At 75.6% G+C, this 26,720-nt stretch carries 24 protein-coding genes; 17 read left to right on the forward strand and 7 right to left on the reverse strand.

The window, feature by feature from the left end:
• Window positions 1-117 precede the first annotated feature (117 nt).
• Window positions 118-2,346, reverse strand: coding sequence for a glycogen debranching protein GlgX (glgX, locus tag ACFVXN_RS16475; RefSeq protein WP_389234880.1), 2,229 nt, complete (start codon window positions 2,344-2,346; stop codon window positions 118-120).
• Between the two features lie 88 nt (window positions 2,347-2,434).
• Here glgX and ACFVXN_RS16480 point away from each other — a divergent pair, with 88 nt between their 5' ends.
• Window positions 2,435-3,271, forward strand: a complete 837-nt coding sequence (locus tag ACFVXN_RS16480; RefSeq protein ID WP_389234883.1) for an electron transfer flavoprotein subunit beta/FixA family protein — start codon at window positions 2,435-2,437, stop codon at window positions 3,269-3,271.
• Window positions 3,268-4,251, forward strand: a complete 984-nt coding sequence (locus ACFVXN_RS16485; RefSeq protein WP_389234886.1) for an electron transfer flavoprotein subunit alpha/FixB family protein — start codon at window positions 3,268-3,270, stop codon at window positions 4,249-4,251. Before ACFVXN_RS16480 ends, ACFVXN_RS16485 begins: the two co-directional genes overlap by 4 nt.
• A 39-nt stretch (window positions 4,252-4,290) precedes the next feature.
• On the opposite strand, the gene ACFVXN_RS16490 is transcribed toward ACFVXN_RS16485, so the two are convergent.
• A complete protein-coding gene (locus ACFVXN_RS16490) occupies window positions 4,291-5,286 on the reverse strand; it encodes a phosphotransferase family protein (RefSeq protein WP_389234889.1) in 996 nt (331 codons plus the stop codon).
• Window positions 5,287-5,325: 39 nt separating this feature from the next.
• Here ACFVXN_RS16490 and ACFVXN_RS16495 point away from each other — a divergent pair, with 39 nt between their 5' ends.
• The 5 genes from ACFVXN_RS16495 (at window position 5,326) to ACFVXN_RS16515 (ending at window position 9,467) form a co-directional block, all read left to right on the forward strand.
• On the forward strand, window positions 5,326-6,522 hold the full coding sequence (locus ACFVXN_RS16495) for a cysteine desulfurase family protein (protein ID WP_389234892.1): 1,197 nt from the start codon (window positions 5,326-5,328) through the stop codon (window positions 6,520-6,522).
• Entirely contained in the window at window positions 6,522-7,637 is a 1,116-nt protein-coding gene (mnmA, locus tag ACFVXN_RS16500; RefSeq protein WP_389234895.1) for a tRNA 2-thiouridine(34) synthase MnmA, read from the forward strand. The genes ACFVXN_RS16495 and mnmA overlap by 1 nt, the downstream gene beginning before the upstream one ends.
• On the forward strand, window positions 7,634-8,677 hold the full coding sequence (locus tag ACFVXN_RS16505; RefSeq protein ID WP_389234898.1) for a hypothetical protein: 1,044 nt from the start codon (window positions 7,634-7,636) through the stop codon (window positions 8,675-8,677). The genes mnmA and ACFVXN_RS16505 overlap by 4 nt, the downstream gene beginning before the upstream one ends.
• Window positions 8,674-9,129: a hypothetical protein gene (locus tag ACFVXN_RS16510; protein ID WP_389234901.1), complete on the forward strand. Its 456-nt coding sequence runs from the start codon at window positions 8,674-8,676 to the stop codon at window positions 9,127-9,129. Before ACFVXN_RS16505 ends, ACFVXN_RS16510 begins: the two co-directional genes overlap by 4 nt.
• Before the next feature lie 119 nt (window positions 9,130-9,248).
• Window positions 9,249-9,467 (forward strand): helix-turn-helix domain-containing protein, encoded by a 219-nt coding sequence (locus ACFVXN_RS16515; RefSeq protein ID WP_389234904.1) that lies wholly within the window; start codon window positions 9,249-9,251, stop codon window positions 9,465-9,467.
• Between the two features lie 59 nt (window positions 9,468-9,526).
• Here the strand turns inward: ACFVXN_RS16515 and ACFVXN_RS16520 are convergent, their stop codons facing one another.
• Together ACFVXN_RS16520 and ACFVXN_RS16525 are read right to left on the reverse strand one after the other, a co-directional pair.
• Window positions 9,527-9,910 (reverse strand): DUF6907 domain-containing protein, encoded by a 384-nt coding sequence (locus ACFVXN_RS16520; RefSeq protein WP_389234907.1) that lies wholly within the window; start codon window positions 9,908-9,910, stop codon window positions 9,527-9,529.
• A gap of 112 nt (window positions 9,911-10,022) precedes the next feature.
• Window positions 10,023-10,247 carry a helix-turn-helix domain-containing protein gene (locus tag ACFVXN_RS16525; RefSeq protein WP_389234910.1) on the reverse strand — a complete coding sequence of 75 codons (225 nt, stop codon included), beginning with the start codon at window positions 10,245-10,247 and terminating at the stop codon, window positions 10,023-10,025.
• Window positions 10,248-10,388: 141 nt separating this feature from the next.
• On the opposite strand from ACFVXN_RS16525, the gene ligA reads away from it, so the two are divergent.
• The 7 genes from ligA to ACFVXN_RS16560 all read left to right on the forward strand — a co-directional run bounded on the left by ligA (window position 10,389) and on the right by ACFVXN_RS16560 (window position 18,648).
• Window positions 10,389-12,812 carry an NAD-dependent DNA ligase LigA gene (gene ligA, locus ACFVXN_RS16530; protein ID WP_389234913.1) on the forward strand — a complete coding sequence of 808 codons (2,424 nt, stop codon included), beginning with the start codon at window positions 10,389-10,391 and terminating at the stop codon, window positions 12,810-12,812.
• A complete protein-coding gene (locus ACFVXN_RS16535; RefSeq protein ID WP_389234916.1) occupies window positions 12,809-14,098 on the forward strand; it encodes a GNAT family N-acetyltransferase in 1,290 nt (429 codons plus the stop codon). The genes ligA and ACFVXN_RS16535 overlap by 4 nt, the downstream gene beginning before the upstream one ends.
• A 49-nt stretch (window positions 14,099-14,147) precedes the next feature.
• Window positions 14,148-14,561, forward strand: coding sequence for a pilus assembly protein CpaE (locus tag ACFVXN_RS16540; protein ID WP_389234919.1), 414 nt, complete (start codon window positions 14,148-14,150; stop codon window positions 14,559-14,561).
• A 66-nt stretch (window positions 14,562-14,627) separates the two neighbouring features.
• A complete protein-coding gene (gene gatC, locus ACFVXN_RS16545) occupies window positions 14,628-14,924 on the forward strand; it encodes an Asp-tRNA(Asn)/Glu-tRNA(Gln) amidotransferase subunit GatC (RefSeq protein WP_389234922.1) in 297 nt (98 codons plus the stop codon).
• A gap of 2 nt (window positions 14,925-14,926) precedes the next feature.
• A complete protein-coding gene (gene gatA / locus ACFVXN_RS16550; RefSeq protein WP_389234925.1) occupies window positions 14,927-16,450 on the forward strand; it encodes an Asp-tRNA(Asn)/Glu-tRNA(Gln) amidotransferase subunit GatA in 1,524 nt (507 codons plus the stop codon).
• Window positions 16,447-17,958 (forward strand): Asp-tRNA(Asn)/Glu-tRNA(Gln) amidotransferase subunit GatB, encoded by a 1,512-nt coding sequence (gatB, locus tag ACFVXN_RS16555; protein WP_389234929.1) that lies wholly within the window; start codon window positions 16,447-16,449, stop codon window positions 17,956-17,958. The genes gatA and gatB overlap by 4 nt, the downstream gene beginning before the upstream one ends.
• A gap of 144 nt (window positions 17,959-18,102) precedes the next feature.
• Complete coding sequence (locus ACFVXN_RS16560; protein WP_389234931.1) at window positions 18,103-18,648, forward strand: GNAT family N-acetyltransferase; 546 nt, start codon at window positions 18,103-18,105, stop codon at window positions 18,646-18,648.
• 132 nt (window positions 18,649-18,780) lie between these two features.
• On the opposite strand, the gene ACFVXN_RS16565 is transcribed toward ACFVXN_RS16560, so the two are convergent.
• The 3 genes from ACFVXN_RS16565 to ACFVXN_RS16575 all read right to left on the reverse strand — a co-directional run bounded on the left by ACFVXN_RS16565 (window position 18,781) and on the right by ACFVXN_RS16575 (window position 21,923).
• Window positions 18,781-19,347: a DoxX family protein gene (locus ACFVXN_RS16565; protein WP_389234934.1), complete on the reverse strand. Its 567-nt coding sequence runs from the start codon at window positions 19,345-19,347 to the stop codon at window positions 18,781-18,783.
• A gap of 162 nt (window positions 19,348-19,509) precedes the next feature.
• On the reverse strand, window positions 19,510-20,874 hold the full coding sequence (locus ACFVXN_RS16570; RefSeq protein ID WP_389234937.1) for a cryptochrome/photolyase family protein: 1,365 nt from the start codon (window positions 20,872-20,874) through the stop codon (window positions 19,510-19,512).
• A 278-nt stretch (window positions 20,875-21,152) separates the two neighbouring features.
• Complete coding sequence (locus ACFVXN_RS16575) at window positions 21,153-21,923, reverse strand: MerR family transcriptional regulator (RefSeq protein WP_389234940.1); 771 nt, start codon at window positions 21,921-21,923, stop codon at window positions 21,153-21,155.
• Window positions 21,924-22,045: 122 nt separating this feature from the next.
• On the opposite strand from ACFVXN_RS16575, the gene ACFVXN_RS16580 reads away from it, so the two are divergent.
• The 3 genes from ACFVXN_RS16580 (at window position 22,046) to ilvD (ACFVXN_RS16590) (ending at window position 26,644) form a co-directional block, all read left to right on the forward strand.
• Window positions 22,046-22,732, forward strand: a complete 687-nt coding sequence (locus ACFVXN_RS16580; protein WP_389234943.1) for a VOC family protein — start codon at window positions 22,046-22,048, stop codon at window positions 22,730-22,732.
• Between the two features lie 212 nt (window positions 22,733-22,944).
• Entirely contained in the window at window positions 22,945-24,807 is a 1,863-nt protein-coding gene (gene ilvD / locus ACFVXN_RS16585) for a dihydroxy-acid dehydratase (protein WP_389234946.1), read from the forward strand.
• 127 nt (window positions 24,808-24,934) lie between these two features.
• Window positions 24,935-26,644, forward strand: a complete 1,710-nt coding sequence (gene ilvD / locus ACFVXN_RS16590; protein WP_389234949.1) for a dihydroxy-acid dehydratase — start codon at window positions 24,935-24,937, stop codon at window positions 26,642-26,644.
• Window positions 26,645-26,720: the final 76 nt, after the last annotated feature.

Genomic DNA, 26,720 nt, shown 5'->3' on the forward strand with positions numbered 1-26,720 from the left:
GCGCGCCGCGCGCCGCCGAGACAGGGCCTGCGCGCCGAGACAGGACCGCAGCAGGCCCTGTCTCGGCGGGGCGGTCCTGTCTTGGCGCCCCGGGCCGGCGCGGTCCGGCCGGCGCGGTCAGGCCGTGTAGACGCGCAGGCTCAGCGGCTCCAGCAGGACCCCGGCGCCCGCGTCCAGGTGCAGCGCGCCCTCGATCGCCGCCGTCCGGGCCTCGTCGGGGTGCTCCCAGGTGGAGTCCCAGGCCAGCTCCCACCGGGTGCCGGCCCCGCCGGCGAGCGCCACCGGCATCGGGTCCAGCGAGCCGTTGACGACGAGCAGGACGGCGTCGTCCTCGGCGACGCGCAGCATCTGCAGGGTGCGCAGGTCGGCGTCGTGCCAGCGCTCGTGCGTGAACTCCGCGCCCGTCGGGTCGAACCACGTGAGGTCGGCCGGTCGGCCGTCGACGGGCCGGCCGGTGAAGAACCGGGTGCTGCGCAGCGCGGGGTGCGCGCGGCGCAGCGCAGTCAGGTGCCGGGCGGTCGCGAGCAGGTCCTGCCGCCAGGGCGCGAGGTCCCAGTGCACCCAGGACACGTCGGTGTCCTGGCAGTAGGCGTTGTTGTTGCCGCGCTGGGTGCGGCCCATCTCGTCGCCGGCGGTGATCATCGGGGTCCCGGCGGACAGCAGCAGCGTCGCCAGCAGGTTGCGGATCGACCGGCGCCGGAGCGGCACGATGTCGGCGGCGACGCCGTCCGCGGGCACCGGGCCCTCGACGCCGTGGTTCCAGGAGCGGTTGTCGTCGGAGCCGTCGCGGTTCTGCTCGCCGTTCGCCTCGTTGTGCTTGTGCTGGTAGGCGACGAGGTCGGCGAGCGTGAAGCCGTCGTGGGCCGTCACGTAGTTGACCGAGGCGCGCGGCCCGCGGGCGAGCGGCGGGTCCGAGTGCCCGAACAGGTCGACGGACCCGGACAGCCGGGTCGCGAGGTCCCGGACCCGGTGGTCGGGCAGGCCCTGGGCGGCGCGGGCGGGGTCCGCGAGCCAGAACGAGCGCACGGAGTTGCGGAACTTGTCGTTCCACTCCGCGAACGGCAGCGGGAACTGCCCGGTGCGCCAGCCGCCGGGCCCGACGTCCCACGGCTCGGCGACCAGCTTCAGCCCGTCGAGGGCGGGGTCCGTGCCCGCGGCGACGAGGAACGGGTGGTCGGGGTCGAACCCGGCGTGGCCGCGCCCGAGCGTGACGGCCAGGTCGAACCGGAACCCGTCGACCCCGACCTCCTGCGCCCAGTAGCGCAGCGAGTCCAGCGCGAGCCGCACCACCTCGGGCCGGCGGAAGTCGAGGGTGTTGCCGGTGCCGGTGACGTCCGCGAGCCGGGCGGGGTGCCCGCCGTCGTGCAGGTAGTAGCCGGCGTTGTCGAGCCCCCGCCAGGACAGGTGCTGGCCGCCCGACCCGCCCTCGCAGGTGTGGTTGTAGACGACGTCGAGCAGCACCTCGATGCCCGCCTCGTGCAGCGCGTGCACGGCGGTGCGCAGCTCGTCCAGGACCGCGGCGGGTCCGGCGGCGCGGGCCGCGGCGGTCGCGTACGGGGCGTGCGGGGCGAAGAAGCCGAGCGTGCTGTAGCCCCAGTAGTTCGTCAGGCCCTTCTGGACCAGGTGCGGCTCGGAGGAGAACGCGTGCACCGGGAGCAGCTCCAGCGCGGTGACCCCGAGCTGGCGCAGGTGGGCGACGACCACGGGGTGGCCCAGCGCGGCGTAGGTGCCGCGCAGGTGCGGCGGCAGGCCCGGGTGCCGCAGGGTGAGGCCGCGGACGTGCGCCTCGTAGACCACGGTGTCCGCCCACGGGACGTGCGGCCGGTTCGCCGCGGGGTCGACGGCGTCGCCCGGGCCGCGTCGTCCGGGGCGGCGGTCCAGCACCACGCCGTGCGGGACGTGGGCGACCGAGTCGCGGGGGTCGGCGGGGCCGTCGGGGTCGCCGAGCAGCGCGTCGTCGACGACGTGCCCGTACGTCGCGGGGCCGTGGTCGACCTCGCCGACCAGCCCGTACGCGTACGGGTCCACGAGCAGCTTGGCGGGGTTGTACCGCAGGCCCGCCTCCGGCTCCCACGGGCCGTGGGCCCGCAAGCCGTACCGCTGCCCGGCGCGCACGCCCGGCACCCGCGCCGTGAACCGGCCCGGCGCGGCGCCGCCCGGGGGGTCGAGCGGGACCCGGCGCTCGGACCAGCCGGTCGGCGACGCCGGGTCGGGGTCGAGCAGGCAGAGGTCCACCGCCGTGGCGTGCGGGGCGACGACCCCCACCTCGACGCCGTCGTCCGTCACGTGCACCCCGGGGCGGGGCGGCGGTCCGGGGGTCGGGGTCGTGGCGCTCACGGGCTCCATCCTGCCGCGCGCGGGGCCCGGACCTGCAAGCCGGTGGGGCCCGGACGTCCTGCACCACCCGGACGGCGGCGGGGGTAACGTTCCGGGGGTGAGAATCGTGGTGTGCGTCAAGCACGTGCCCGACATCCAGGCCGACCGCGCGCTGGGGGCCGACGGCCGCCTCGTGCGCGACGGCGGGGACGGCACGGTCAACGAGGTCGACGAGAACGCGGTCGAGGCCGCCGTGGTCCTCGCGGAGCAGGTCCGGGACGCCGGCGGCGAGGCCGAGGTCGTCGTCGTGACGGTCGGCCCGGACGACGCGCAGGACGCGGTCCGCCGGGGCCTGCAGCTCGGCGCGGACGCCGCGGTGCACGTGGTCGACGACGCGGTGGCCGGCTCGGACGTCTTCGGGACCGTCGCGGTGCTCGCGGCCGCGGTGCGCCGGATCGGCGCCGACGTCCCGGTCGACCTGGTGGTCACCGGCATGGCCGGGCTCGACGGGCTGACGTCCCTGGTGCCGGCGGCGCTCGCGGCCACCCTCGACCTGCCGCAGCTGACGCTCGCCGCCGAGGTCACGCTCGCGGACGGGGAGGTCACGGTGCGCCGCGACCTCGACCACGCGACCGAGGTGCTCGCCGCCCCGCTGCCCGCGCTCGTGTCGGTCACCGACCGGGCGAACCAGCCCCGGTACCCGAACTTCCAGCGGATCATGGCCGCGCGCAAGACGCCGGTGCAGACGCTGACCCTCGCCGACCTGGAGGTCGACCCGGGCGCGGTCGGCGCCGCAGGCGCGCGCACCGAGGTGCTCGAGGCGGCGCCCCGGCCCCCGCGCACCGACCGGGTGCTCGTGTCCGACGACGGCGAGGCCGGCACCCGCCTGGCGGCCTGGCTGGTCGAGCGCGACCTCGTCCGGACGACCACCCCCACGACGGGAGACGTGCTGTGAGCGCCACGGTGCTGGTCCTGCTGGACCACGAGGAGACCGGCGCCCTGCGCGGCAGCGTGCTCGAGGTCGCCACGGCCGCACGCGTGCTGGCCGACGGGGGAGCGGTCCACGGCCTGTGGGTCGGTGACGAGCCGCTCGACCCCGCGCTGCCGCTGCTCGGGCGGCACGGCGTCACGGTCGTGCACGCGGTGACGACCGGCGACGCGGACCCGCACCTCACGCCGGTCCTCGCCGAGGCGCTGGCCGACGCGGTGGCCGCCTCCGGCGCCGAGGTGCTGCTGGCGCTGTCCACGTTCGAGAACAAGGAGGCGGTCGCCCGCCTCGGGGTGGCCACCGGCGCGGGCGTCGTCACCGACGCCGCGGCGGTCGAGCGCGACGCCGACGGCCGGGTGGTCGCGACGAAGTCCGTGCTCGCCGGGACCTGGACCACACGCTGCGCCGTCCGGGCGGACCTGGCCGTGGTGACCCTGAAGGCGGGCTCCGTCCCCGCGCGCCCGGTCGACGACGACGCACCGACGATCCCCGAGGTCGTCGCCCGCGAGGTCGCCGTCAGCGACCGCGCCACCCGCGCCCGGATCGTGCGGCGCACCGCCGCGGAGCCGTCGGACCGGCCGGACCTCGCGTCGGCGGACGTCGTCGTCGTGGGCGGTCGCGGGACCGAGGGGGACTTCGCGCCCCTGGAGGAGCTGGCCGACGTGATCGGCGCAGCCGTCGGGGCGACCCGCGTCGCGACCGACGAGGGCTGGATCGGCCACGAGCAGCAGATCGGCCAGACCGGCGTCACCGTCTCGCCGCGGCTCTACATCGGCGCCGGGGTGTCCGGCGCGGTGCACCACCGGGGCGGGATGCAGGCGTCCGGCACCGTCGTGGCGGTCAACAGCGACCCGGAGGCGCCGATCTTCGAGATCGCCGACTACGGGATCGTCGGGGACCTGTTCACGGTGCTCCCGCAGGTCACCGAGGCGCTCCGGGGCCGCTGACGGTCTCGGGGCCGGCTCGCCGTCCGGGCCGGGCCCGGGTCAGGCGAGCGTGCGCAGCCAGGCCACCGCGTGCTGCGCCTGCGCGCCCTGGAACCGGCGCAGGTTCGGGATCCCGACCGGCGCGGGCTGCAGGGCGCCGTGCGCGAAGTACCCCGCCAGGCCCGCCACGGCCGCGCGCAGCCGGTCCGGGGCGACCCCGTGCGACGCCGCGCGGGACCAGAAGAGGTCCTGCGGCTCGCCGCCGCCCTGCATCGCGACGCTCGGCAGCATGAACGCGAGGTCGAGCCACGGCGCGCCGACGCTGGCGTGCGGCCAGTCGATCAGGGCGACCCGGCCGCCGTCGTGGTCGTGGTCGATCAGCACGTTGTCCGCGCGCAGGTCGCCGTGCACCAGCGCCGAGCCCTCGCACGCCACCGTCGCGTCCTGCTCCCAGCCGACCAGCACGTCGAGGTGCTCCCGCACCCAGCCGCCCGTCTCGCCCGCCCACCCGGCGAGCCGGTCGAGGTCCGCGCCGGGCAGGGCGGCGATCCGCGACCAGCCCCGGAAGTCGTCGGCGAGCAGGTCGGGGGTCCGGGGCAGCGCGTGGCCCGGAAGCGGCTCCGCGTCGGCGAGCGTGTCCAGGGCCCGCAGGACGACCTCGAGCTCGTCGGCGCGCCACGGCAGCAGCGGCGGGCGCCCTGCCGCGACCTCGAAGCCCAGCAGGACCCAGTCGCCGTCGTCGCCCGACCACATCAGCCGGGGCGCGGGCACCTGCGCGGGCAGCGCGGCGGCGGCCCGCACCTCGGCGCGGGCCAGCTCGGGGGACTCGGGGTTCTGCTCCGGGGAGACCGCCTTGACGAACACCCCGCGGCCGTCCGCGAGCTCGAGGACCGCCGCGAACCCCGGGCTGAACCCGGTGGTGGCGCTGGTCTCGGCGGTCACCTGGGCGCCGGCGAGCTCCTGGATCCGGGTGCGCACCGACCTCGGCAGGTCGCGCCAGTCCAGGCGTTGGCCGCTGAAGGCCAGCGGAGGCGTCGTCGCGTCGTCGGCACTCACGGGGCACATCCTGCCAAAAGCGTTCGTAGACTCGTGCAGGTGAGCGCGTATCTGGACCACGCGGCCACGACGCCCGTGCTCCCGGAGGCGGCTGCCGTCCTGGTCGAGCACCTGTCCCACCCCGGCAACCCCTCCTCCCTGCACGCCTCGGGCCGCGCCGCACGGCGTGTCGTCGAGGAGTCCCGCGAGCGCCTGGCCGCCGCCCTCGGCGCCCGACCGAGCGAGGTGCTGCTCACCGGCGGCGGCACCGAGGCGGACAACCTCGCCGTGAAGGGCCTGTACTGGGCGCGCACCGCACAGGACCCGGCCCGCCGGCGGGTGCTGGTGTCGGCGGTGGAGCACCACGCCGTGCTGGACCCGGCGTTCTGGCTCGCGGAGCACGCCGGTGCGGAGATCGTCCTGCTGCCCGTCGACGCCGAGGGCCGCGTGCGCCTCGACGCGCTGGCGGCCGAGCTCGACGCGCACGCCACCGAGACCGCGCTGGTCTCGGTGATGTGGGCGAACAACGAGGTCGGCACGGTGCAGCCGGCCGCGGACGTCGTCGCCCTGGCCCACGCCCACGGCGTCCCGGTGCACGCCGACGCGGTGCAGGCGGTCGGCCAGGTGCCGGTCGACTTCGCCGCGTCCGGGCTCGACGCCCTGACCGTCAGCGGGCACAAGGTCGGCGGTCCTGGCGGGATCGGCGCGCTGCTCGCCCGGCGCGAGCTCGCCCTCGTCCCGGTGCAGCACGGCGGCGGGCAGGAGCGCGGCGTGCGGTCGGGCTCGCTCGACGTCCCCGCGATCGCGGCGTTCGCCGTCGCGGTCGAGCGGGCCGTCGCGGACCGGGAGGCGACGGCGGCACGGGTCGGCGCGCTGCGCGACGACCTGGTGACGCGGGTGCGCGCGGCCGTCCCCGACGCGGTGCTGCGCGGACCCGCGGACCCGGCGGACCGGCTGCCCGCGAACGCGCACTTCACGTTCCCGGGCTGCGAGGGGGACTCGCTGCTCTACCTGCTCGACTCCGCCGGGGTGGAGTGCTCCACCGGGTCCGCGTGCCAGGCGGGCGTCCCCCAGCCCAGCCACGTGCTGCTGGCGATGGGGGTCGACGAGGCCGATGCCCGCGGTGCCCTGCGGTTCAGCCTCGGCCGGCCGTCCACCACCGCCGACGTCGACGCCCTGCTCGCGGCGCTGCCCGCGGCGGTGCAGCGCGCCCGGGCCGCGGGGCTCGCGGGCCGCCGGACGGCGGGGGTGCGCTGATGCGGGTGCTGGCCGCCCTGTCCGGCGGGGTCGACTCCGCCGTGGCCGCCGCGCGTGCGGTCGACGCGGGCCACGAGGTCGTCGGCGTGCACATGGCGCTGTCCCGGGACCGCGCCCAGATGCGTACCGGCTCGCGCGGCTGCTGCTCCATCGAGGACGCCGGCGACGCCCGCCGCGCTGCCGACGTGCTCGGCATCCCGTACTACGTGTGGGACCTGTCCGAGCGGTTCGAGGACACGGTGGTCGCCGACTTCCTCGCCGAGTACGAGGCCGGGCGTACCCCCAACCCGTGCGTCCGGTGCAACGAGCACATCAAGTTCGACGCGCTGCTCGACAAGGCGCTGGCGCTCGGGTTCGACGCCGTCTGCACCGGCCACTACGCCCGCGCGACGACCGGCGCCGACGGCACGCCCGAGCTGCGCCGCGCCGCCGACCTCGCGAAGGACCAGTCGTACGTGCTCGCCGTGATGGGCCCGGAGCGGCTGGCGCGCGCGGTGTTCCCGCTCGGCGACGTCGCGTCGAAGGACGAGGTGCGCGCCGAGGCGGCCGCGCGGGGCCTGTCGGTGTCCGCGAAGCCCGACTCCTACGACATCTGCTTCGTCGCCGACGGGGACACGCGCGGGTTCCTGCGCGACCGCCTCGGCTCGCGCCCGGGGGAGGTCGTCGACGCGGACGGCACGGTGCTCGGCACGCACGACGGCGCCTACGGCTACACGATCGGTCAGCGCAAGGGGCTCCAGCTCGGCAGGCCCGCCGCCGACGGCCGACCGCGGTACGTCCTCGCGATCGAGCCCGTCGCCAACCGCGTCGTCGTCGGCGGGGCCGCGGACCTCACGGTCGGCGAGGTCGACGCGGCCGACGCCGTGTGGTTCGGCGCGCCGCTCGCGGACTGGACGTCGTGCGCGCTGCAGGTGCGCGCCCACGGGGCCACCGTGCCGGTGCGGGCACGGGCCACGGCGGCCGGCGGCATGGAGATCCGGGTGGACGGGACGCTCAGCGGCGTCGCCGCCGGGCAGTCCGCGGTGCTCTACGGCGGCGACGACGGGTCCCGGGTGCTCGGGCAGGCGACGGTCGACCGCACCCGGCGGCCGGCGGCGACGGGGGCGTCCGCGTGACCGGGGTCAGCGGGACCGGCGCCTGGCCGGGCGCCGAGCCGCTCGAGGCCCAGCAGACGGTCCTCGGCGACCTCGCCGACCCGCCCGACGGAGTCGAGGGGCTGCCGTGGACCGTGCGCCTGCCCGAGCGCGGGCCGTACGGCACCCTGGCCGCGGACGCGCTCGGGCTGCTGGTCGACCTCCCCGCCGAGCTCGGCCCGCACGGCTGGCGGCTCGCCGACCGACCCGGGGCCGACGCCGGCCGCCTCGCAGCCGCCCGCCGCCAGGACCTCGACGCGCTCGCGATCGCGGCGCACGGCTGGGACGGCCCCCTGGTGGTGCCGGTGTCCGGCCCGGTCACGCTCGCCGCGAGCGTCTACCTCGCCCGGGGCGACCGGGCGGTCGCGGACGCGGGTGCGGTGGCGGAGATCGTCGAGTCGCTGGGCGCCGGTGTCGCCGAGCACCTGGCCGCGGTGCGCCGGGCGGTCCCCGGCGCCCGGCCCACGGTGCTGCTGCACGAGCCGCTGCTCGCCCAGGCGGTCGCGGGGGTGCTGCCGTCGTTCTCCGGCTACGCGCGCCTGCGCTCGGTGCCCGCCCCCGTCGCGTCCGAGCGGCTGGCGCGGACGGTCCGGCTGCTGCGCGAGGGCGGCGCCGAGCGGGTGGTGCTGCACGTCGGCACCGGCGCGGGCACGACGGGCGCGGTGCGCGGGTCCGGTGCCGACACGCTGGGGATCGACGCCGCCGCGCTGGACGAGCGGCGGTGGGAGGCGGTCGCCGAGCTCGTCGAGGGCGGCACCCACCTGTGGGCCGGCGTGCCCCAGCCGGAGACCTCCCAGTGCGCCGGTCCGGACGTCCGGGGCGTGGCCGACGCGGTGCTGCGCGGCTGGGAGCGCGTCGGCCTGGACCGGGCGGGGCTGCGCGACGTCGTGCTGCTGGCCCCGGCCGGGCCGTCGGTGCCGAGCGCCCGCGGCGCGGACGTCCTGGACCCCGCCGCCGCGCGGTCCACGCTCGCGACGGTGGCCCGGGCCGCGGGGATCGTCGCCGAACGGGCCGAGGCGTGAGCGGCCGGGCGCCGGTCGGCGGCCGGGCACCGCTGCGCCGCACGGCGTGGCTCGACCGGCGCACCGCCGCGGTGCTCGCGGGCGCGGCGCTGGTCGGTCTCGCGGGGCTCGTGACGCTGCTGGTGCTGTGGGTCGGGCTGGTCACCGCGACGCTCGGGGCCGGTCTCGCCGAGGGCGGCGACGGGCCCGAAGGAGCCGGTGGCCCCGCCGGGGCGTGCGTGGCGGCCGCGACCGCGGGCGAGGACGACGCCGCGGTGACGTCGACGCTGCTGCCCCCGCGCGCCGCGTGCACCTGGACCGTGGACGGGCGGTCGCAGGCCGTCGTGCTCGCCGAGCGTCCCGCCGGGCTCGCGACGGCGGCGGTGGTCGCGGCCGGCGGTGGGGCGCTGGTGGCGGCGGGGACCCTGGCCGTGTGGCTGCGGGGCCGGCGCCGGGCACGCGCGGGTCGTTGACCGACCGGGCCGTCGGTCGTGGGGTCGGTCGTATGGCGGTGTGTGGTCGGCGCGTGGTTCCGGGCGCGCTACTGATCGGCCTGTCGACTCGCGCGACCGGCCCCGCGACGGTCGTGCCCGTGACAGGTGACCTCCAGCGCGCCGTCGGACGCAACCTCCGACGCATCCGCGACGAGCGGGGTGTCACCCAGGAGAGCCTGGGCGACACGATCGGCCGCCACCGGACCTACGTCGGCGCCATCGAGCGCGGTGAGCGCAACCTCGGGCTGCAGACCGTCGAGAGCCTGGCCGACGCCCTCGGTGTCGACCCGTTCCTCCTGCTCGCCCGCGACGGCTGACCGCCGCCCGGCCCGGCGGGGTGCCGGGCCGGGCGGACGGGCGCCGGTGCCGTGTCGGGTCAGGCCCGCGCCAGCTCGAGCGCCCGGTCGACGGCGGGCACGAGCCGCCCCCAGGACTCGGCGGTGAGCTCCAGGTGCTGCACGGCGCCGTCGCCGGCGTACACCCAGGTGGTCCGGGCGCCGTCGCGGCGGTGCACGGCCACCGCGAGGTCCGCGTGCGCGGTCCGGTCGACGGCCTCGGGGGTGCCGGGCGGTCCGGCCTCCTCGACCTCGACGTCCGGCGGGAGGGTGCCTCCGGGCGAGCCCAGCAGCTGCCGGGCGTGCACGGACATCGACGTGCTGACGTGCACGCGGTCGCTCTCGTGGTCGTCCTCGGCGTGCAGCACCACGCACCAGGGCGGGCAGGCCTCCACCTGCCAGGTCGGTCGGTCATCGGTCCTCACGGGGTCCTCCTCGGGTCGTCGTCGCGAGGGGCCTCGGCGGCCCGTTCCCCTCGTCCTGCACACCATGACCGCGAGCACCGACACGGAACGCCCGTCGTCCACAGGCAGCGGTTCAGCCCGCGTCGTCGACCCCGATCAGCGTGCGCACGTCCACGCCGAGCCGGTCGGCCAGCCGCTCGACCGAGCGCAGCGTGAGGTTGCGTTCGCCGCGCTCGACACCGCCGAGATAGGTGCGGTGCACGCCCAGGGCGCCCGCGAGGGCCTCCTGGCTGATCCCGCGCTCGTCCCGGATCCGGCGCACGCGCCGGCCCACCTCCACCTGCAGATCGCCTTCCATGCGGTCCACGGTCGGGTCTCGCTACTCATCTGTCTACACACCTATGAGTAGCAGGCGCGTCCGCCGCCGTCCAGCCCCATCTGCGCGGCCCCGGCGTCCCGCGCAGGGGTGCCTGTCAGCGGCTCGCGGCATGATGTGCGCGTGGACGCGACACGACCCGAGACGACGACCCCCGACGACGCCGGCCTGGACGAGGCGGCCGCCCGGCAGCGGTGGGCCGAGCTGGCGGACCGGGTGCGCGACCTCCAGTTCGCGTACTACGTGCGCGACGAGCCGACGGCCAGCGACGCGGACTACGACGTCACGCTGCGTCGCCTGGAGGCGCTGGAGGACGCGTACCCGGAGTACGGCCTGCGCACCCCCGACTCGCCCACCCAGAACGTGGGCGGCACGTTCTCGACCGAGTTCCGCGCGGTCGACCACGTCGAGCGGATGCTCTCGCTGGACAACGCGTTCTCGGCGGAGGAGGTCGCGGCCTGGGCGGAGCGCGTGCACCGCGACCTCGAGCTGGCCGACGACGCGGGGCTGCACTACCTGACCGAGCTCAAGATCGACGGTCTCGCCATCGCGCTGCTCTACGAGCGGTCCGGCGACGGCCCGGCGCGGCTCGTGCGCGCGGCGACGCGCGGCGACGGGCGCACGGGGGAGGACGTCACGCTCAACGTCCGGACCATCGGGAGCATCCCGCAGACGCTCGCCGGCGACCCCGCGACCCACCCCGAGCAGATCGAGGTGCGCGGCGAGGTGTTCCTCCCGGTGGCGGCGTTCGAGCGGCTGAACGCGACGCAGGTCGAGGCCGGGAAGGCGCCGTTCGCCAACCCCCGCAACGCCGCCGCGGGCTCCCTGCGGCAGAAGGACCCGCGGGTCACCGCCGGGCGCCCGCTGCAGATGTACGCGCACGGCGTCGGGGCGCTCCGCTGGGGCACGGCGGGCACGGCGGCGCCGCTCGAGCGGCAGTCCGACGTGTACCGCCTGCTCGCCGGCTGGGGCGTCCCGACCTCGCCGTACTTCGAGGTCCTCGCGGGCCTGGACGAGGTGCAGGCGATGATCGACCACCGCGGAGAGCACCGCCACGAGGTCGAGCACGAGATCGACGGCATCGTCATCAAGGTCGACGAGCTCGCTCTGCAGCGCCGCCTCGGCGCGACCAGCCGGGCCCCGCGGTGGGCGATCGCCTACAAGTACCCGCCGGAGGAGGTCAACACCCGGCTGCTGTCCATCGAGGTCAACGTCGGGCGGACCGGGCGCGTGACCCCCTACGCGGTGATGGAACCGGTCCGGGTGGCCGGGTCGACCGTCGCGATGGCGACGCTGCACAACAAGGACGTCGTCGCCGCGAAGGGCGTGCGCCCCGGTGACATGGTCGTGCTGCGCAAGGCGGGGGACGTCATCCCGGAGATCGTCGGCCCGGTCGCCGCGCTCGCCGACGACGGCTACCCCCGCACCGACTGGGTGATGCCGACGCGGTGCCCGGAGTGCGGCTCGACGCTGCGGCCGATGCGCGAGGGCGACGTCGACCTGCGCTGCCCGAACGCGCGCACCTGCCCGGCGCAGGTGCGCGGCCGCGTCGAGCACATCGGGTCCCGCGGGGCGCTCGACATCGAGGCGCTCGGAGAGGTCACGGCCGCCGCGCTCACCCAGCCGGAGATCCCCGAGCAGCCGCCGGTCGTGAACGAGGCGGATCTGTTCGAGCTCGTCGGCTGGGCCCCGGACGCCACGCCGGAGGAGCGTGAGGAGGTGCGTCGTCGGAGCTTCGCCCTGCTCCAGCAGGTGCAGGTCGTCGTCCGCGACCCCGAGACCGGTGAGCCCCGCGTCGACGAGGACGGGGTCGTGCGCCGCCGCACGCCGTTCCGCCGCCGCCTGACGCACAGCGTCCGGGCGCGCAAGGAGGCCCAGGAGCGCGGCGACGAGCTGCCCGAGTACCAGGACGTGCCGTCCGAGGCTGCCAAGAAGCTGCTCGACGAGCTCGACGCCGCCAAGACGAAGCCGTTCTGGCGCGTCCTGGTCGCGCTGAGCATCCGCAACGTCGGCCCGTCCGCCGCGCGCGCGATCGCCCAGCAGCTCGGCTCGATGGCCGCGCTGCGCGAGGTGCTGGCCGACCCGGAGACCGCGCGGACCACGCTGTCGGCGGTCGAGGGCGTCGGGCCGACCATCGCGGACTCCATCGTCGACTGGTTCGCCGAGGACTGGCACGCGCAGATCGTCGACCGCTGGCAGGCCGCGGGGGTGGTGATGGCCGACGAGGCCGACGAGTCCACGCCGCGCACGCTCGAGGGCCTGACCGTCGTGGTCACCGGGAGCCTCGAGGGGTTCAGCCGCGACCAGGCGAAGGAGGCGGTGCTGTCCCGCGGTGGCAAGGCCTCCGGCAGCGTGTCCAAGAAGACGGACTACGTCGTCGTCGGCGGCGGTGCCGGCTCCAAGGAGGCGAAGGCGCGCGAGCTGGGCCTGCGGATCCTGGACGAGGCGGGCTTCGTGGCGCTGCTCGCGCAGGGGCCGGTCGGCGTGGGGGACACGCCCGCCGAGGACGCTCCTTCCGAGGACGCCCCCGCCGGGGACGCCTCGTGACCGGGGGTGGCGTGCACGTGCGGCCCGCGCGGGCCGACGAGCTCGCGCAGGCCGGAGCGCTGACCGCCGAGGCGTACCACGCGGACGGCCTCCTGGACGCGGAGGACGACTACGAGGTCGAGCTCCGGGACGCCGTCCGGCGCGCCGCCGAGGCCGTGCTCCTCGTCGCGACCGTGCCCGGGCGGCCCGTCGAGGACGACGCGCCGGACTCCGGCCCCGCGTCGGACCCCGCGCCCGAGGTCGTCGTCGGCACCCTGACGATCGCCCCGTACGGCAGCTCGTACGCCGAGGTCGCCGAGCCGGGTGAGGTGGAGCTGCGCATGCTGGCCGTCGCACCGGAGGCCCGGCAGCGCGGCGTCGCCGAGCGCCTCGTGACGGCGGCGCTCCGCGAGGCGGTCGCCCGGGGTGCGCGGCGGGTCGTCCTGTCGACGCTCGCGGAGATGGTCGTGGCCCGGCGGCTGTACCAGCGCCTCGGCTTCGTCGCGGTGCCGGAGCGGGAGTGGCACCACGAGGGGGTCGTCCTGCACGTGCTCACCTGGGACCCGCCGCCCGCGCCGGGCGTGCTGGTGGAGGCGGCGACCTGGGTGCCGGCGGTCACGGAGGTCGTGGACGGGTGGCGGCTCGGACTGTCGGACGGGTTCACGCGCCGGGCGAACAGCGTGCTGCCGCTGGGCGGCCCGCCGGACCTCGCCGCCACGCTCGACCGGGTCGAGGAGCGGTACGCCGCCGCGGGCCTGCCGGCCGTCGTGCGGTTGTGCTCCGCCGCGCCGCCCGGGCTCGCCGCGGAGCTCGACGCGCGCGGCTACGCCGACGTGGCGGTCACGGACGTCCTGGTCCGCGACCTGGTCGTGGCACCACCTCCGCACCCGCACGCGCCCCCGGACATCCGGCTACGGGTCCACGACCGTCCGGACGACGCCTGGCTCGAGGGGTGGCTGGGCGTGAAGGCGGCGTCCACGCCCGTCGACCGCGGGACCGCGCGCCGGGTGCTCGAGGGGTCGACGGCGCTCTACCTCACTGCGACCGACCGCGACGGCGGCGTCCTCGCGGTGCTGCGGGTCGCGCTGGCCGAGGGGTGGGCCGGGCTGTCCTGCCTGGTCGTCGCGCCGCACGCCCGGCGCCGCGGCCTGGGCCGGCTGCTCACCCGCGCCGGGCTGCACTCCGCGGCCGACCGGGGGGCGCGGCACGCGTTCCTGCAGGTGGAGGTGGCGAACCGCGGCGCAGCCGACCTGTACGCCGCGGAGGGCTTCCTGCCGGCCGAGCGGTACGCCTACCGGCAGCGCTGACGCCGCCACCCGCCGGGCGGGCCGACGGCGCCCGGACCATACTGACGGGATGATCTCCCAGGACCGCGCGGAGCTGCTGCAGGCGAGCGGCCTGCGCTGGACGCCCGCCTCCGGCGACCGGTTCACGCTGCGCCAGCCCGCGCTCGCGGGCGAGGTCTTCACCATCAGCGAGATGACCATCGAGCCGCAGCACCACCCCACCGGGACCGTGCTCGGGTTCAACGGCACCACCGAGTGGGCGCTGGACTCCGTGACGCAGGACGACGCGGTCTGGCTGCCGCGGGAGGACCAGCTGCGCGACCTGCTCGGCGGGACGTTCCGCAGCCTGGCCCGGGCGATCGACGGGTCCTACCTCGTCGTGGTCGAGCTGCCGGGGCAGCCGGAGCGGTCGTTCGCCGCCCCGGACGCGGCCGACGCGTACGCGGACGCCGTGCTGGCCCTGGTCTCCGCCGCACGGGTCTGACCCGGCCGGCGACCCGCCCTGGGGACGACGCCGGTCCCGCCTGCCCGCACGTCTAGACTCGGGCGCATGTCCTCCCTCTCTCGTGACGAGGTCGCGCGCGTCGCGGGCCTGGCGCGGATCGACCTGACCACCGAGGAGCTCGACCGCCTCGCGGGCGAGCTCGACGTGATCGTCGAGTCCGTCGCCCGGGTCAGCGAGGTCGCCACGCCCGACGTGCCGGCCACCAGCCACCCGCTGCCGATGACCAACGTGTTCCGCCCCGACGTGCCGGAGCAGCCGCTGACGCAGGCGCAGGCCCTGTCCGGGGCCCCCGCGTCCGAGGACGGCAAGTTCCTCGTCCCGCAGATCCTCGGGGAGGAGTGACCGTGACCGAGCAGACCGACCTGACCCGCCTGTCCGCCGCCGTCCTGGCCGACAAGCTCGCCGCGGGCGAGGTGACCAGCGTCCAGGTGACGCAGGCCCACCTGGACCGCATCGCCGCCGTCGAGCCCGCCGTGCACGCCTACCTGCACGTGTCCGCGGCCGAGGCGCTGGCGACCGCCCGCGACGTCGACGCGCGCCGCGCCGCCGGCGAGCAGCTGCACCCGCTCGCGGGCGTGCCGATCGCCGTGAAGGACGTCGTCGTCACCCAGGGCCTGCCCACGACGGCCGGCTCGAGGATCCTCGAGGGCTGGGTGCCGCCGTACGACGCGACGCTCGTCGAGCGGATCAAGGCCGCCGGCCTGCCGATCCTCGGCAAGACCAACATGGACGAGTTCGCGATGGGCTCCTCCACCGAGCACTCGGCCTACGGCAACACGCACAACCCGTGGGACCTGGACCGGATCCCCGGCGGCTCCGGCGGTGGCTCGGCCGCGGCGGTCGCGGCCTACGAGGCCCCGCTCGCCATCGGCACCGACACCGGTGGCTCGATCCGCCAGCCCGGCGCCGTGACCGGCACCGTCGGCGTGAAGCCGACCTACGGCTCCGTGTCCCGCTACGGCCTCATCGCGCTGGCGTCCAGCCTCGACCAGGCCGGCCCGGTCACGCGGACCGTGCTCGACTCGGCGCTGCTGCACGAGCTGATCGGCGGGCACGACCCGCGCGACTCCACGTCCATCCCGGAGCCGCTGCCGGGTCTGGTCGCCGCGGCCCGTCAGGGTGCGTCCGGCGACCTGACCGGCGTGCGTGTCGGCGTGGTCCGCGAGCTGCAGGGCGAGGGCTACCAGCCCGGCGTGCTCGCGCGGTTCGAGGAGTCGCTCGAGCTGCTGCGCGGCGCGGGCGCCGAGATCGTCGAGGTCTCCTGCCCGCACTTCGAGTACGCCCTCGGCGCGTACTACCTGATCCTCCCGAGCGAGGCGTCCAGCAACCTGGCGAAGTTCGACGGCATGCGGTTCGGCCTGCGCGTCGAGCCGTCGGAGGGCCCGGTCACCGCCGAGCGCGTGATGGCCGCGACCCGCGGCGCCGGGTTCGGCGACGAGGTCAAGCGCCGGATCATCCTGGGCACCTACGCCCTGTCGGCCGGCTACTACGACGCCTACTACGGGTCGGCGCAGAAGGTCCGCACGCTCATCCAGCGCGACTTCGACGCCGCGTTCGAGCAGGCCGACGTGCTGGTGTCCCCGACGGCGCCGACCACGGCGTTCAAGCTGGGCGAGAAGCTCGACGACCCGCTGGCGATGTACCTCAACGACGTCGCGACCATCCCGGCGAACCTCGCCGGCGTGCCGGGCATGTCGCTGCCGAACGGCCTGTCGGACGACGGCCTGCCGGTCGGGTTCCAGGTGCTGGCCCCGGCGAAGGCCGACGACCGGCTCTACCGCGTGGGCGCCGCCCTCGAGGCGCTGCTGGAGAAGAACTGGGGCGGCCCGCTGCTGGCCAAGGCTCCCGAGCTGGAGGTGGGCGAGTGAGCTCCCGGACGGTCGACCTGGTCGACTACGACGACGCGGTGGCCCGGTTCGACCCGGTCATCGGCATCGAGGTGCACGTCGAGCTCGGCACCCGGACCAAGATGTTCGACGCCGCGCCGCAGACGTTCGGCGACGAGCCGAACACCGCGGTCACGCCGGTGTCGCTCGGCCTGCCGGGCGCGCTGCCCGCGGTCAACGGCACCGCGGTGGAGTACGCGATCCGGATCGGTCTCGCGCTGAACTGCCAGATCGCCGAGACCTGCCGGTTCGCGCGGAAGAACTACTTCTACCCGGACGTCCCGAAGAACTTCCAGACGTCCCAGTACGACGAGCCCATCGCGCACGACGGCTACCTGGACGTCGAGCTCGAGGACGGCACCGTGTTCCGCGTCGACATCGAGCGCGCGCACATGGAGGAGGACGCCGGCAAGAACACCCACGTGGGTGGCTCGACCGGCCGCATCCAGGGCGCCGAGTACTCGCTCGTCGACTACAACCGCGCCGGCATCCCGCTGGTGGAGATCGTGACCCGGCCGATCGTCGGCGCCGGCGAGCGGGCCCCCGAGGTCGCGCGCGCCTACGTGCAGACCCTCCGCGACATCTTCCGGTCGCTGGGCGTCTCGGAGGCGCGGATGGAGCGCGGCAACGTCCGCGCGGACGTCAACGTCTCGCTGCGCCCGACGCCCGAGTCGCCGCTCGGCACCCGGACCGAGACCAAGAACGTGAACTCGTTCCGGTCGGTGGAGCGCTCGGTGCGGTACGAGATCAGCCGCCAGGCCGCGATCCTCGACGCCGCCGGCACCGTCACCCAGGAGACCCGGCACTGGCACGAGGACACCGGCATCACCACCGCCGGCCGCGTGAAGTCCGACGCCGAGGACTACCGGTACTTCCCGGAGCCCGACCTCGTGCCGATCGCGCCGGACCGCGCGTGGGTCGAGGAGATCCGGGCGAACCTGCCCGAGCTCCCCGCCGCACGCCGCCGCCGGCTCCAGGGCGACTGGGGCTACGCCGACGCCGAGATGCGCGACGTCGTGAACGCCGGTGCGATCGAGCTGATCGAGGCCACCGTCGCCGCGGGCTCCAGCCCCGCCGCCGCGCGCAAGTGGTGGATGGGCGAGCTCGCCCGGACCGCCAAGACGCAGGACGTCGAGCTCGGCGACCTGCCGATCACCCCGACCCAGATCGGCCAGCTCCAGCAGCTCGTCGACGCGGGCCGGATCAACGACAAGCTCGCGCGCCAGGTGCTCGAGGGCGTGCTCGCGGGGGAGGGCGACCCGGAGGCGGTCGTCGTCGCGCGCGGGCTCGAGGTCGTCTCGGACGACGGCCCGCTGCTCGAGGCCATCGACGCCGCGCTCGCCGCGCAGCCCGACATCGTCGAGAAGATCCGCTCCGGGAACCTCGGTCCGGTCGGGGCGATCATCGGCTCGGTCATGAAGGCCACCCGCGGGCAGGCCGACGCCGGTCGGGTCCGCGAGCTCGTGCTGGAGCGCGTCGCCCAGGGCTGACCGCACCACCGCACGACGGCGCGGGCCCCGGGAGCACCCCGGTCCCGCGCCGTCGGCGCGTGCGCACACCGCGCGCGGGTCCCGCGCGCCGAAACACCCCGGTGATCCGCAGTGCCTAGCATCGGGTGGACGACGGGAGGCCCCATGGACAAGCCCACGCTCGAGGGCGAGATGATCCACCTGCGCCCCATCCGCGCGGACGACGCCGCCGCGATGTGGGACATGGTCAGCGACCCCGACAGCCGCCGCACGACCGGCACGACCCGGGTGTTCACGCGCGCCGAGGTCGACGCCTGGTGCGCGTCGGTGTCGCGGATCGAGGGCCGCATCGACCTGGCGATCACGGCGAACGGGTCGGACGAGTACCTCGGCGAGATCGTGCTGAACGAGATCGACGAGGTGGTCGGGTCCGCCGGGCTGCGGCTCGTGATGCGGCCCGCCTACCGCGGGCGGGGCTACGGGACCGAGGCGATCGAGCTGGTGCTGGGCCTCGCGTTCGACGGCATCGGCCTGCACCGGGTCGGGATCGACGTGCTCAGCATCAACGCCCGCGCGCACTCCCTGTACGAGAACATCGGCTTCCGGGTCGAGGGCCGGCGCCGGGACGCGTACCGCGACGGCGACGGCTGGTGCGACGGGATCCTCATGGGGATGCTCGACGACGAGTACCGCGCGCTGCGCGCCGCCTGACCGCGCGCTGCGCGCCGCCTGACCCGCGCGCTGCGCGCCGCCGCACCTGCGCGCCGCCTGCCGCACGCACGAGACGCCGGCCCCCGCTCGGGGACCGGCGTCTCGTCGTCAGCGGCTCAGCGCCTCACGGGATCAGCGGAGCCAGGTGTACTTCTGGACCAGGGGCAGCTCGCGCCACATCCGGCCGAGGCCCCAGGTGTCGCCGGCGAACGTCACCGCGACGACGACCAGCGCCAGCGCGTAGATGATGTGGTAGTCCATCACCGGGTTGGTCGAGCCGGCGGTGAGCGGCCACTCGGCCGCCCACATCATCAGCATGATCGCGGAGCCGGCCCAGGCCGAGACCCGGACGCCGACGCCGAGCATCACGGCCGCGCCGACACCCAGCATGCCGAGCATGAACAGCACGTCGGTCGCGGGGCTGGCGATCGACTGGAAGAAGCCCTGGAACGGCCCGACCACCGCGGGGCTGTTGAGGAAGCCCTGGCTGGGGGTGCCGCCGTTGAGCCAGGCGCGCTCGCTCGGCGTCGAGTAGCCGAGGCCGAAGGTCTTGTCGAGGAACGCCCAGAGGAAGATGAACCCGGTCGCCAGCCGCAGGAGGGCGAGCGAGCGGCGGGCGCTGACGGTCGTGACGATGGTCTCCTGCGTCCGCACGGGCACCGGAGCGGCGCTGCTGCGGGGGGTGGCGGTGGCGGTCATGTTCGTGCCTTCGGTTCGTCGGGAGTCGTCTTGTGACTGCATTCCCAATGTGCTCCACCGGGGCGTCCCGTGGGCGGGTCGAAGGTCCCGACTTCGTGCGGGCGGGTGCGCACCGGCGGGCCGACCGGCCCGAGGTGGGACCTGGGTCCCGGCCGGCGCCGCTCAGCGCATCGACTGGTACGCGCCCAGGGCCACCTGGCGCTCGTGCGCGTGGTCGACGAGGCGTTCTGCGTAGTCGGGTGCCGCCGACCGCGGGAGCTTCCACGGCTCGTGCACCGCCTTGCCGGGGATGTCGCGCAGCTCGGGCACCCACCGGCGCACATAGTGGCCGTGCGGGTCGAACTTCACGCCCTGCGTCACGGGGTTGAACACCCGGAAGTACGGCGCGGCGTCGCGGCCGGTGCCGGCGACCCACTGCCAGTTGAGCTGGTTCTGCGGCACGTCGCCGTCCGCCAGCCACGCCATGAAGTGGTCCGCGCCCCGCTGCCACCGCACGTGCAGGTCCTTGACCAGGAACGACGCGACCACCATCCGCACCCGGTTGTGCATCCAGCCCTCGGCCCGCAGCTGGCGCATCCCGGCGTCGACCACCGGGTAGCCGGTGCGGCCGTGCGCCCAGGCGTCCAGGAGCCGCTGCTCGGCGTCCCCGCTCGCCCACGACGCCTCGGGCACGACCGGGGTCAGCGACTCCCGACGGGCCGTGGGGTTGTGGTGCAGCACGTCCGCGTGGAACTCGCGCCACGCGATCTGGCTGCGGAACGTGTCGGCACCCTCGCCGCGCCGGTGCGCCAGGTCGGCGAGGATCGTGCGGGGGTGGATCTCGCCCCACTTGAGCGGGACGGACAGCCGCGAGGTGCTGTCGAGGTCCGGGCGGTCGCGCTCGTCGGCGTAGTGGCTCAGCGGCCCGTCGAGCATCGCGCGCCAGCGGTCCAGCGCCGCGTGCTCGCCGGCCTCGGGCAGCTCCAGGCCGTCGGGGACCGGGGCGTCGGGGACCGCGTCGGACCGGCCCGCGTCGACGAACGTCACGTCCCGGGCGGTCGCTGCGGCGTCCGGCGCGGGCGCGCGCCAGCCGTGCTCGGCCCAGGCGCGGCGGAACGGGGTGAAGACCTTGTAGTCGGCGCCGGAGCCGTTGCGGACCCGGCCGGGGGCGACAGCGTACGCCGAGCCGGTGCGGACCAGCGCCGCGCCGGCGTCCTCGAGCTGCCACTCCACGTCGTCGTCGCGGCGGCGGCCGAAGGGCTCGTACGACGCGGCGACGTGCACCTGCTCGGCACCGACCTCGCGCGCGACCGCGGGGACGACGTCGCGCGGGTCGCCGTGGCGGACCAGCAGCCGACCGCCGGTCTGCGCGTCCAGGGCGGCGAGGCTGCGGGCCAGGTAGGCGCGGCGCGGCGCCCCGGCCGACTCCCAGATGCGGGGGTCGAGGACGTAGAGGGCGAGGACGTCGCCGCCCGCCTCGGCGGCGGAGTGCAGGGCGGGGTTGTCGCCGAGGCGCAGGTCGCGGCGGAACCAGTGGATCGCGGTCACCCGGCGACGGTAGCCAGCGCCGGGCGCGACGGCGACCGGGCTGCGCGGCCGGACCCGGCGCCGGGAAGGAGTCGAGGCACCACCGGCCCGGGCGATGAGCCGATGGTGCCTCGACAGGGGGTACCTGACGACGGGTCGTCGTCACCAGGTGACCTCGCGGCGGACCGCGGGCGGGGGAGCCCGCTGGTCACCCCGGGGGAGAGGCGACCGGTGGTCCGGCACGCGGATCAGCCTGCCGCGCGACGCCCCCGCGCGGATGGGCCGTTGGTCCCGATCCGTCAGCCGCCTGCGACGGCGTCCGCGTGGGCGTCGACCGCGTCCCGCAGGTAGACCGCCAGGCCGGGGGCCACGGCGTCGTAGGTCGCCGTGAACCGGGGGTCGTCGACGTACGTCGCGGCCAGACCCCGGTACGCGTCCGGGTCCGGGGTCCAGAACCGCGAGACCCAGGCGTGGTGCCGGGCCACGAGCCCCCGGACCGCCGCGTCCGTCACGGGCGTGCCCGCCGCGAGGTGCTCGGCGAGGGCCGCGTTGACGTCGTGCATCTCCCGCTGGTGGGCGGCCCGCTCGTCGGCGGTCAGCGACTCCCAGGTGCGGGTGCTGCGGTCCACGGTCTCGGCTCCCCAGCGCTCGCGCGCCTCCTGCTCGTACTGCGTGTGGTCGAACCCGTCGTACAGCTGCTCCGCGGGCATGGTGGTGCCCCCTTCCAGGGACTCGATGGTGGAGGCGACGGTCCGGGCGAGCCGGTCCAGGCGGTCCCGCTCGGCGAGCAGCCACGCGTGGTGCTCGCGGAGCCGCCGCGCCCGGTCGTCGGGGTCGTCGGGGTCGTCGAGGATCTCGGCGATGGTGCCGAGGCCCACGCCGAGCTCCCGCAGGACCAGCACCTGCTGCAGGCGCAGCAGCTCCTCGTGGCCGTACTCCCGCTGCCCGCCCGGCGTGCTGCCGGCCGGGCGCAGCAGCCCGATCGCGTCGTAGTGCCGCAGGGTCCGCGACGTGACGCCGGACAGACGGACGACCTCGGCGGTCGTCCAGCGCGCGGTGTCGACGGTCATCGGGTGCTCCTCACCTCCGACGGCGGACCTCCCGCCGTCGTCACCCGACCGTAGGGCTTGACGTCGCGTCAACCGCAAGCCCGTCGCGCGGACGTGTCGGTGGGCGGTGGCACGCTGGGCCCATGAGCGACGCGGAGCAGCGGGTGATCGGGCCGGGTGCGGCCACCGAGCGGGTGGACGCGCGGCACTGGCGGGTGCTGCTGGTGTGGCTGCAGGCCGCGTTCCGCACCCCGGACCTGGCGACCGGGGCGGCGTTCGTCGCGCGGGTCGCGGCCGAGGCGGACCGGGTGGGCGCCACCCCCGACGTGGTGCTCCGCCCGGACCACGTCCAGGTTCGGACCAGCACGCCCGACGCCCGCGGGCTGACCGAGCGGGACCTCGCGCTCGCGGCGGCGGTCACGGCGGTGGCGGACGAGCTCGGCCTGCCCGGCGCCCCGGAGCGGCTGACCGCGCAGGAGATCGCCGTGGACGCCCTCGACATCCCGGCGGTCGCCCCGTTCTGGCGCGCGGTGCTCGGCTACGTGCCCGAGCCCGGCACCGAACCGGACGACCCGTCGCTCGTCGACCCGTCCGGCGCGCTCGGCCCGGCGTACTGGTTCCAGCAGATGGACGCGCCGCGACCGCAGCGCAACCGGATCCACGTCGACGTCACCGTGCCGCACGACCAGGCGCAGGCCCGGGTGGCGGCGGCGCTCGCGGCCGGCGGGACGCTGCTGTCGGACGTGCGGGCACCGGCGTTCTGGGTGCTCGCCGACCCCGAGGGCAACGAGGCGTGCGTCTGCACCTGGCAGGCGCGCGGGGACGGGTAGTGCAGGGACGGGTCGCGCGGGGACGGGCGTCGCGCGGGGACGGGCGTCGCGCTGGGACGGGCGTCGCGCTGGGACGAGCGTCAGGCGGGGCGCGCGTCTCGTGGGTTGGTCGATCACAGGACGGACGCCCGCGACGACCCCCACCAGCGCGGACGTACCGTGCAGGCACGCCGCCGACGCGGTGGCGCCCTGCTTGCTGAAGGAGCTGTCCCGTGAGCCGTCCGCTGCGCTCCCGTACGTCCACCCACGGCCGCAACATGGCCGGCGCCCGCGCGCTCTGGCGCGCCACGGGCATGGGCTCGGAGGACTTCGGCAAGCCGATCATCGCGATCGCGAACTCGTACACGCAGTTCGTCCCGGGCCACGTGCACCTCAAGGACATGGGCGACCTCGTCGCGTCCGCGATCCAGGAGGCCGGCGGCGTCGCCAAGGAGTTCAACACCATCGCCGTCGACGACGGCATCGCGATGGGCCACGCCGGGATGCTCTACTCGCTGCCGAGCCGCGACCTGATCGCCGACTCCGTCGAGTACATGGTCCAGGCGCACTGCGCCGACGCGCTGGTCTGCATCTCGAACTGCGACAAGATCACGCCCGGGATGCTCAACGCGGCGCTGCGGCTGAACATCCCCGTGATCTTCGTGTCCGGCGGTCCGATGGAGGCCGGCAAGGCGGTCGTTGCGGACGGGGTCGCGAAGACCCACCTCAACCTCATCAACGCGATCAACTACTCCGCGGACGACGCCGTCTCCGACCAGGCGCTCGCCACCGTCGAGGAGAACGCCTGCCCGACGTGCGGCTCCTGCTCGGGGATGTTCACCGCGAACTCGATGAACTGCCTGACCGAGGCCCTGGGCCTGTCCCTGCCGGGCAACGGCTCCACCCTGGCCACGCACAGCGCCCGCCGGGAGCTGTTCCTCGAGGCCGGCCGGACGATCGTCGACCTCGCGCGCCGCTACTACGACGACGAGGACGACACCGCGGCGCCCCGCGGCATCGCGACGAAGGCCGCGTTCACGAACGCGATGACCCTCGACGTCGCGATGGGCGGCTCGACCAACACGGTGCTGCACATCCTCGCGGCCGCCCAGGAGGCCGAGGTCGAGTTCACGCTGGCCGAGATCGACGCGATCAGCCGCCGCGTGCCGTGCCTCGCGAAGGTCGCACCGAACCACCCGGACTACCACATGGAGGACGTGCACCGGGCGGGCGGCATCCCCGCGCTGCTCGGCGAGCTCGACCGCGGCGGGCTGCTCGACCACGACGTGACGAGCGTGCACACCCCGACGCTGCGCGCGTGGCTGGACGACTGGGACATCCGCGGCGGCAAGGCCACCGAGCGCGCGACCGCCCTGTTCCACGCCGCCCCGGGCGGGGTGCGCACCACGCAGGCGTTCTCCACCTCGAACGTCTGGGAGTCGCTGGACACCGACGGCGCCGCCGGGTGCATCCGCGACGTCCCGCACGCCTACACCGTCGAGGGCGGCCTGGCCGTGCTGCGGGGCAACATCGCCGAGGACGGCGCGATCATCAAGACCGCCGGCATCGACCCGGACGTCTTCCACTTCGTCGGGCGCGCGCTGGTCTGCGAGTCCCAGGACGAGGCGGTCGACAAGATCCTGCGCAAGGAGGTCGAGCCGGGTCACGTCGTCGTCGTGCGGTACGAGGGCCCCGCCGGCGGCCCCGGCATGCAGGAGATGCTCTACCCGACGTCGTTCATCAAGGGCCGCGGTCTGGGCAAGGTCTGCGCGCTCATCACCGACGGCCGGTTCTCCGGCGGGTCGAGCGGCATCTCCGTCGGGCACGTCAGCCCGGAGGCGGCGGCCGGCGGCACGATCGGCCTGATCGAGGACGGCGACGAGATCGAGATCGACGTCGAGACCCGCCTGATCCGGGTGAACGTCCCGGACGAGGTGCTCGCGGACCGCCGCGCCAAGATGGAGGCCCGCGAGAACCCGTGGCAGCCCGTCGACCGCGACCGGTACGTGTCGCCCGCGCTCCAGGCGTACGCGGCGATGGCGACCAGCGCCGACCGCGGCGCCGTGCGCGACGTGAGCCGCATCCGCCGCGGCTGACCCCGCACCCCCGCCGAGTCAGGACCTCCGCGCCGAGACAGGGCGCGCGGGGGTCCTGTCTCGGCGTGCACGCCCTGTCTCGGCGAGGGGACGAGCGTGGGGAGGGGGCCGCGCCTAGAGTCGGGTCATGACGACCACGTCCTCCCAGACCCCTGACATCAAGCCCCGGTCCCGTCAGGTCACCGACGGCATCGAGGCCACCGCGTCGCGCGGGATGCTCCGCGCCGTCGGGATGGGCGACGACGACTGGGTCAAGCCGCAGATCGGCGTCGCGAGCTCCTGGAACGAGATCACGCCCTGCAACCTGTCGTTGCAGCGGCTCGCCCAGGCCGTGAAGAACGGCGTGCACGCGGGCGGCGGCTACCCGCTGGAGTTCGGCACCATCTCGGTGTCCGACGGCATCTCGATGGGCCACGAGGGGATGCACTTCTCCCTGGTGAGCCGCGACATCATCGCGGACAGCGTCGAGACCGTGATGCAGGCCGAGCGGCTGGACGGCTCGGTGCTGCTGGCGGGCTGCGACAAGTCGCTGCCGGGCATGCTGATGGCCGCGGCGCGGCTCGACCTGTCCAGCGTGTTCCTCTACGCCGGGTCGATCATGCCGGGCTGGGTGAAGCTCGAGGACGGCACCGAGAAGGACGTCACGCTGATCGACGCGTTCGAGGCGGTCGGCGCCTGCTCCCGCGGCCTCATGTCGAAGGGCGACCTGGACCGCATCGAGCGGGCGATCTGCCCGGGCGAGGGCGCGTGCGGGGGCATGTACACGGCGAACACGATGGCGTCGGTCGCCGAGGCGATCGGCATGTCGCTGCCCGGGTCGGCCGCCCCGCCGAGCGCGGACCGGCGCCGCGACAACTTCGCCCTGAAGTCGGGCGAGGCGGTCGTCGAGCTGCTGCGTCGGGGCATCACCGCCCGGCAGATCATGACCAAGGAGGCGTTCGAGAACGCCATCGCCGTGGTGATGGCGTTCGGCGGCTCGACCAACGCGGTGCTGCACCTGCTGGCGATCGCGCACGAGGCCGAGGTCGACCTGACCCTCGACGACTTCAAGCGGGTCGCCGCGAAGGTCCCGCACCTGGGTGACCTCAAGCCGTTCGGCCGGTACGTGATGGCCGACGTCGACCGGATCGGCGGCGTGCCGGTCGTGATGAAGGCGCTGCTCGACGCGGGCCTGCTGCACGGCGACTGCCTCACGGTCACCGGGCGGACCGTGGCGGAGAACCTCGCGGACATCGCCCCGCCGGACCCGGACGGCAAGATCCTGCGGGCCCTGGACAACCCGATCCACCGTACGGGCGGCATCACGATCCTCGACGGCTCGCTGGCCCCGGAGGGCGCGGTCGTGAAGTCCGCGGGCTTCGACACGGACGTGTTCGAGGGCACGGCGCGGGTGTTCGAGCGCGAGCGCGCGGCCCTCGACGCCCTCGAGGACGGCACGATCCAGGCCGGCGACGTCGTGGTCATCCGCTACGAGGGCCCCAAGGGCGGCCCGGGGATGCGCGAGATGCTGGCGATCACCGGCGCCATCAAGGGCGCGGGTCTCGGCAAGGACGTGCTGCTGCTCACCGACGGCCGGTTCTCCGGCGGCACCACGGGCCTGTGCGTCGGCCACGTGGCGCCGGAGGCGGTCGACGCGGGCCCGATCGCGTTCGTCCGCGACGGCGACCGGATCCGGCTGAACGTCGCAGAGGCGACGCTGGACCTGCTGGTCGACGAGGCCGAGCTCGCCGAGCGCCGGGTCGGCTGGGCGCCGCTGCCGCCGCGGTACACCCGGGGCGTCCTGGCGAAGTACGCGAAGCTCGTGCAGTCCGCGTCGACGGGGGCCGTGCTGATCTGAGCACGTGGCCGACGCGCTGATCTGCGCGGACGCCACGCCCCGAACCGGCCGCATCGGCGTCCCCCGGTCGCTACCG

The sequence above is a fragment of the Cellulomonas sp. NPDC058312 genome (assembly GCF_042880135.1).
In the GTDB taxonomy this organism is placed as follows: domain Bacteria; phylum Actinomycetota; class Actinomycetes; order Actinomycetales; family Cellulomonadaceae; genus Cellulomonas.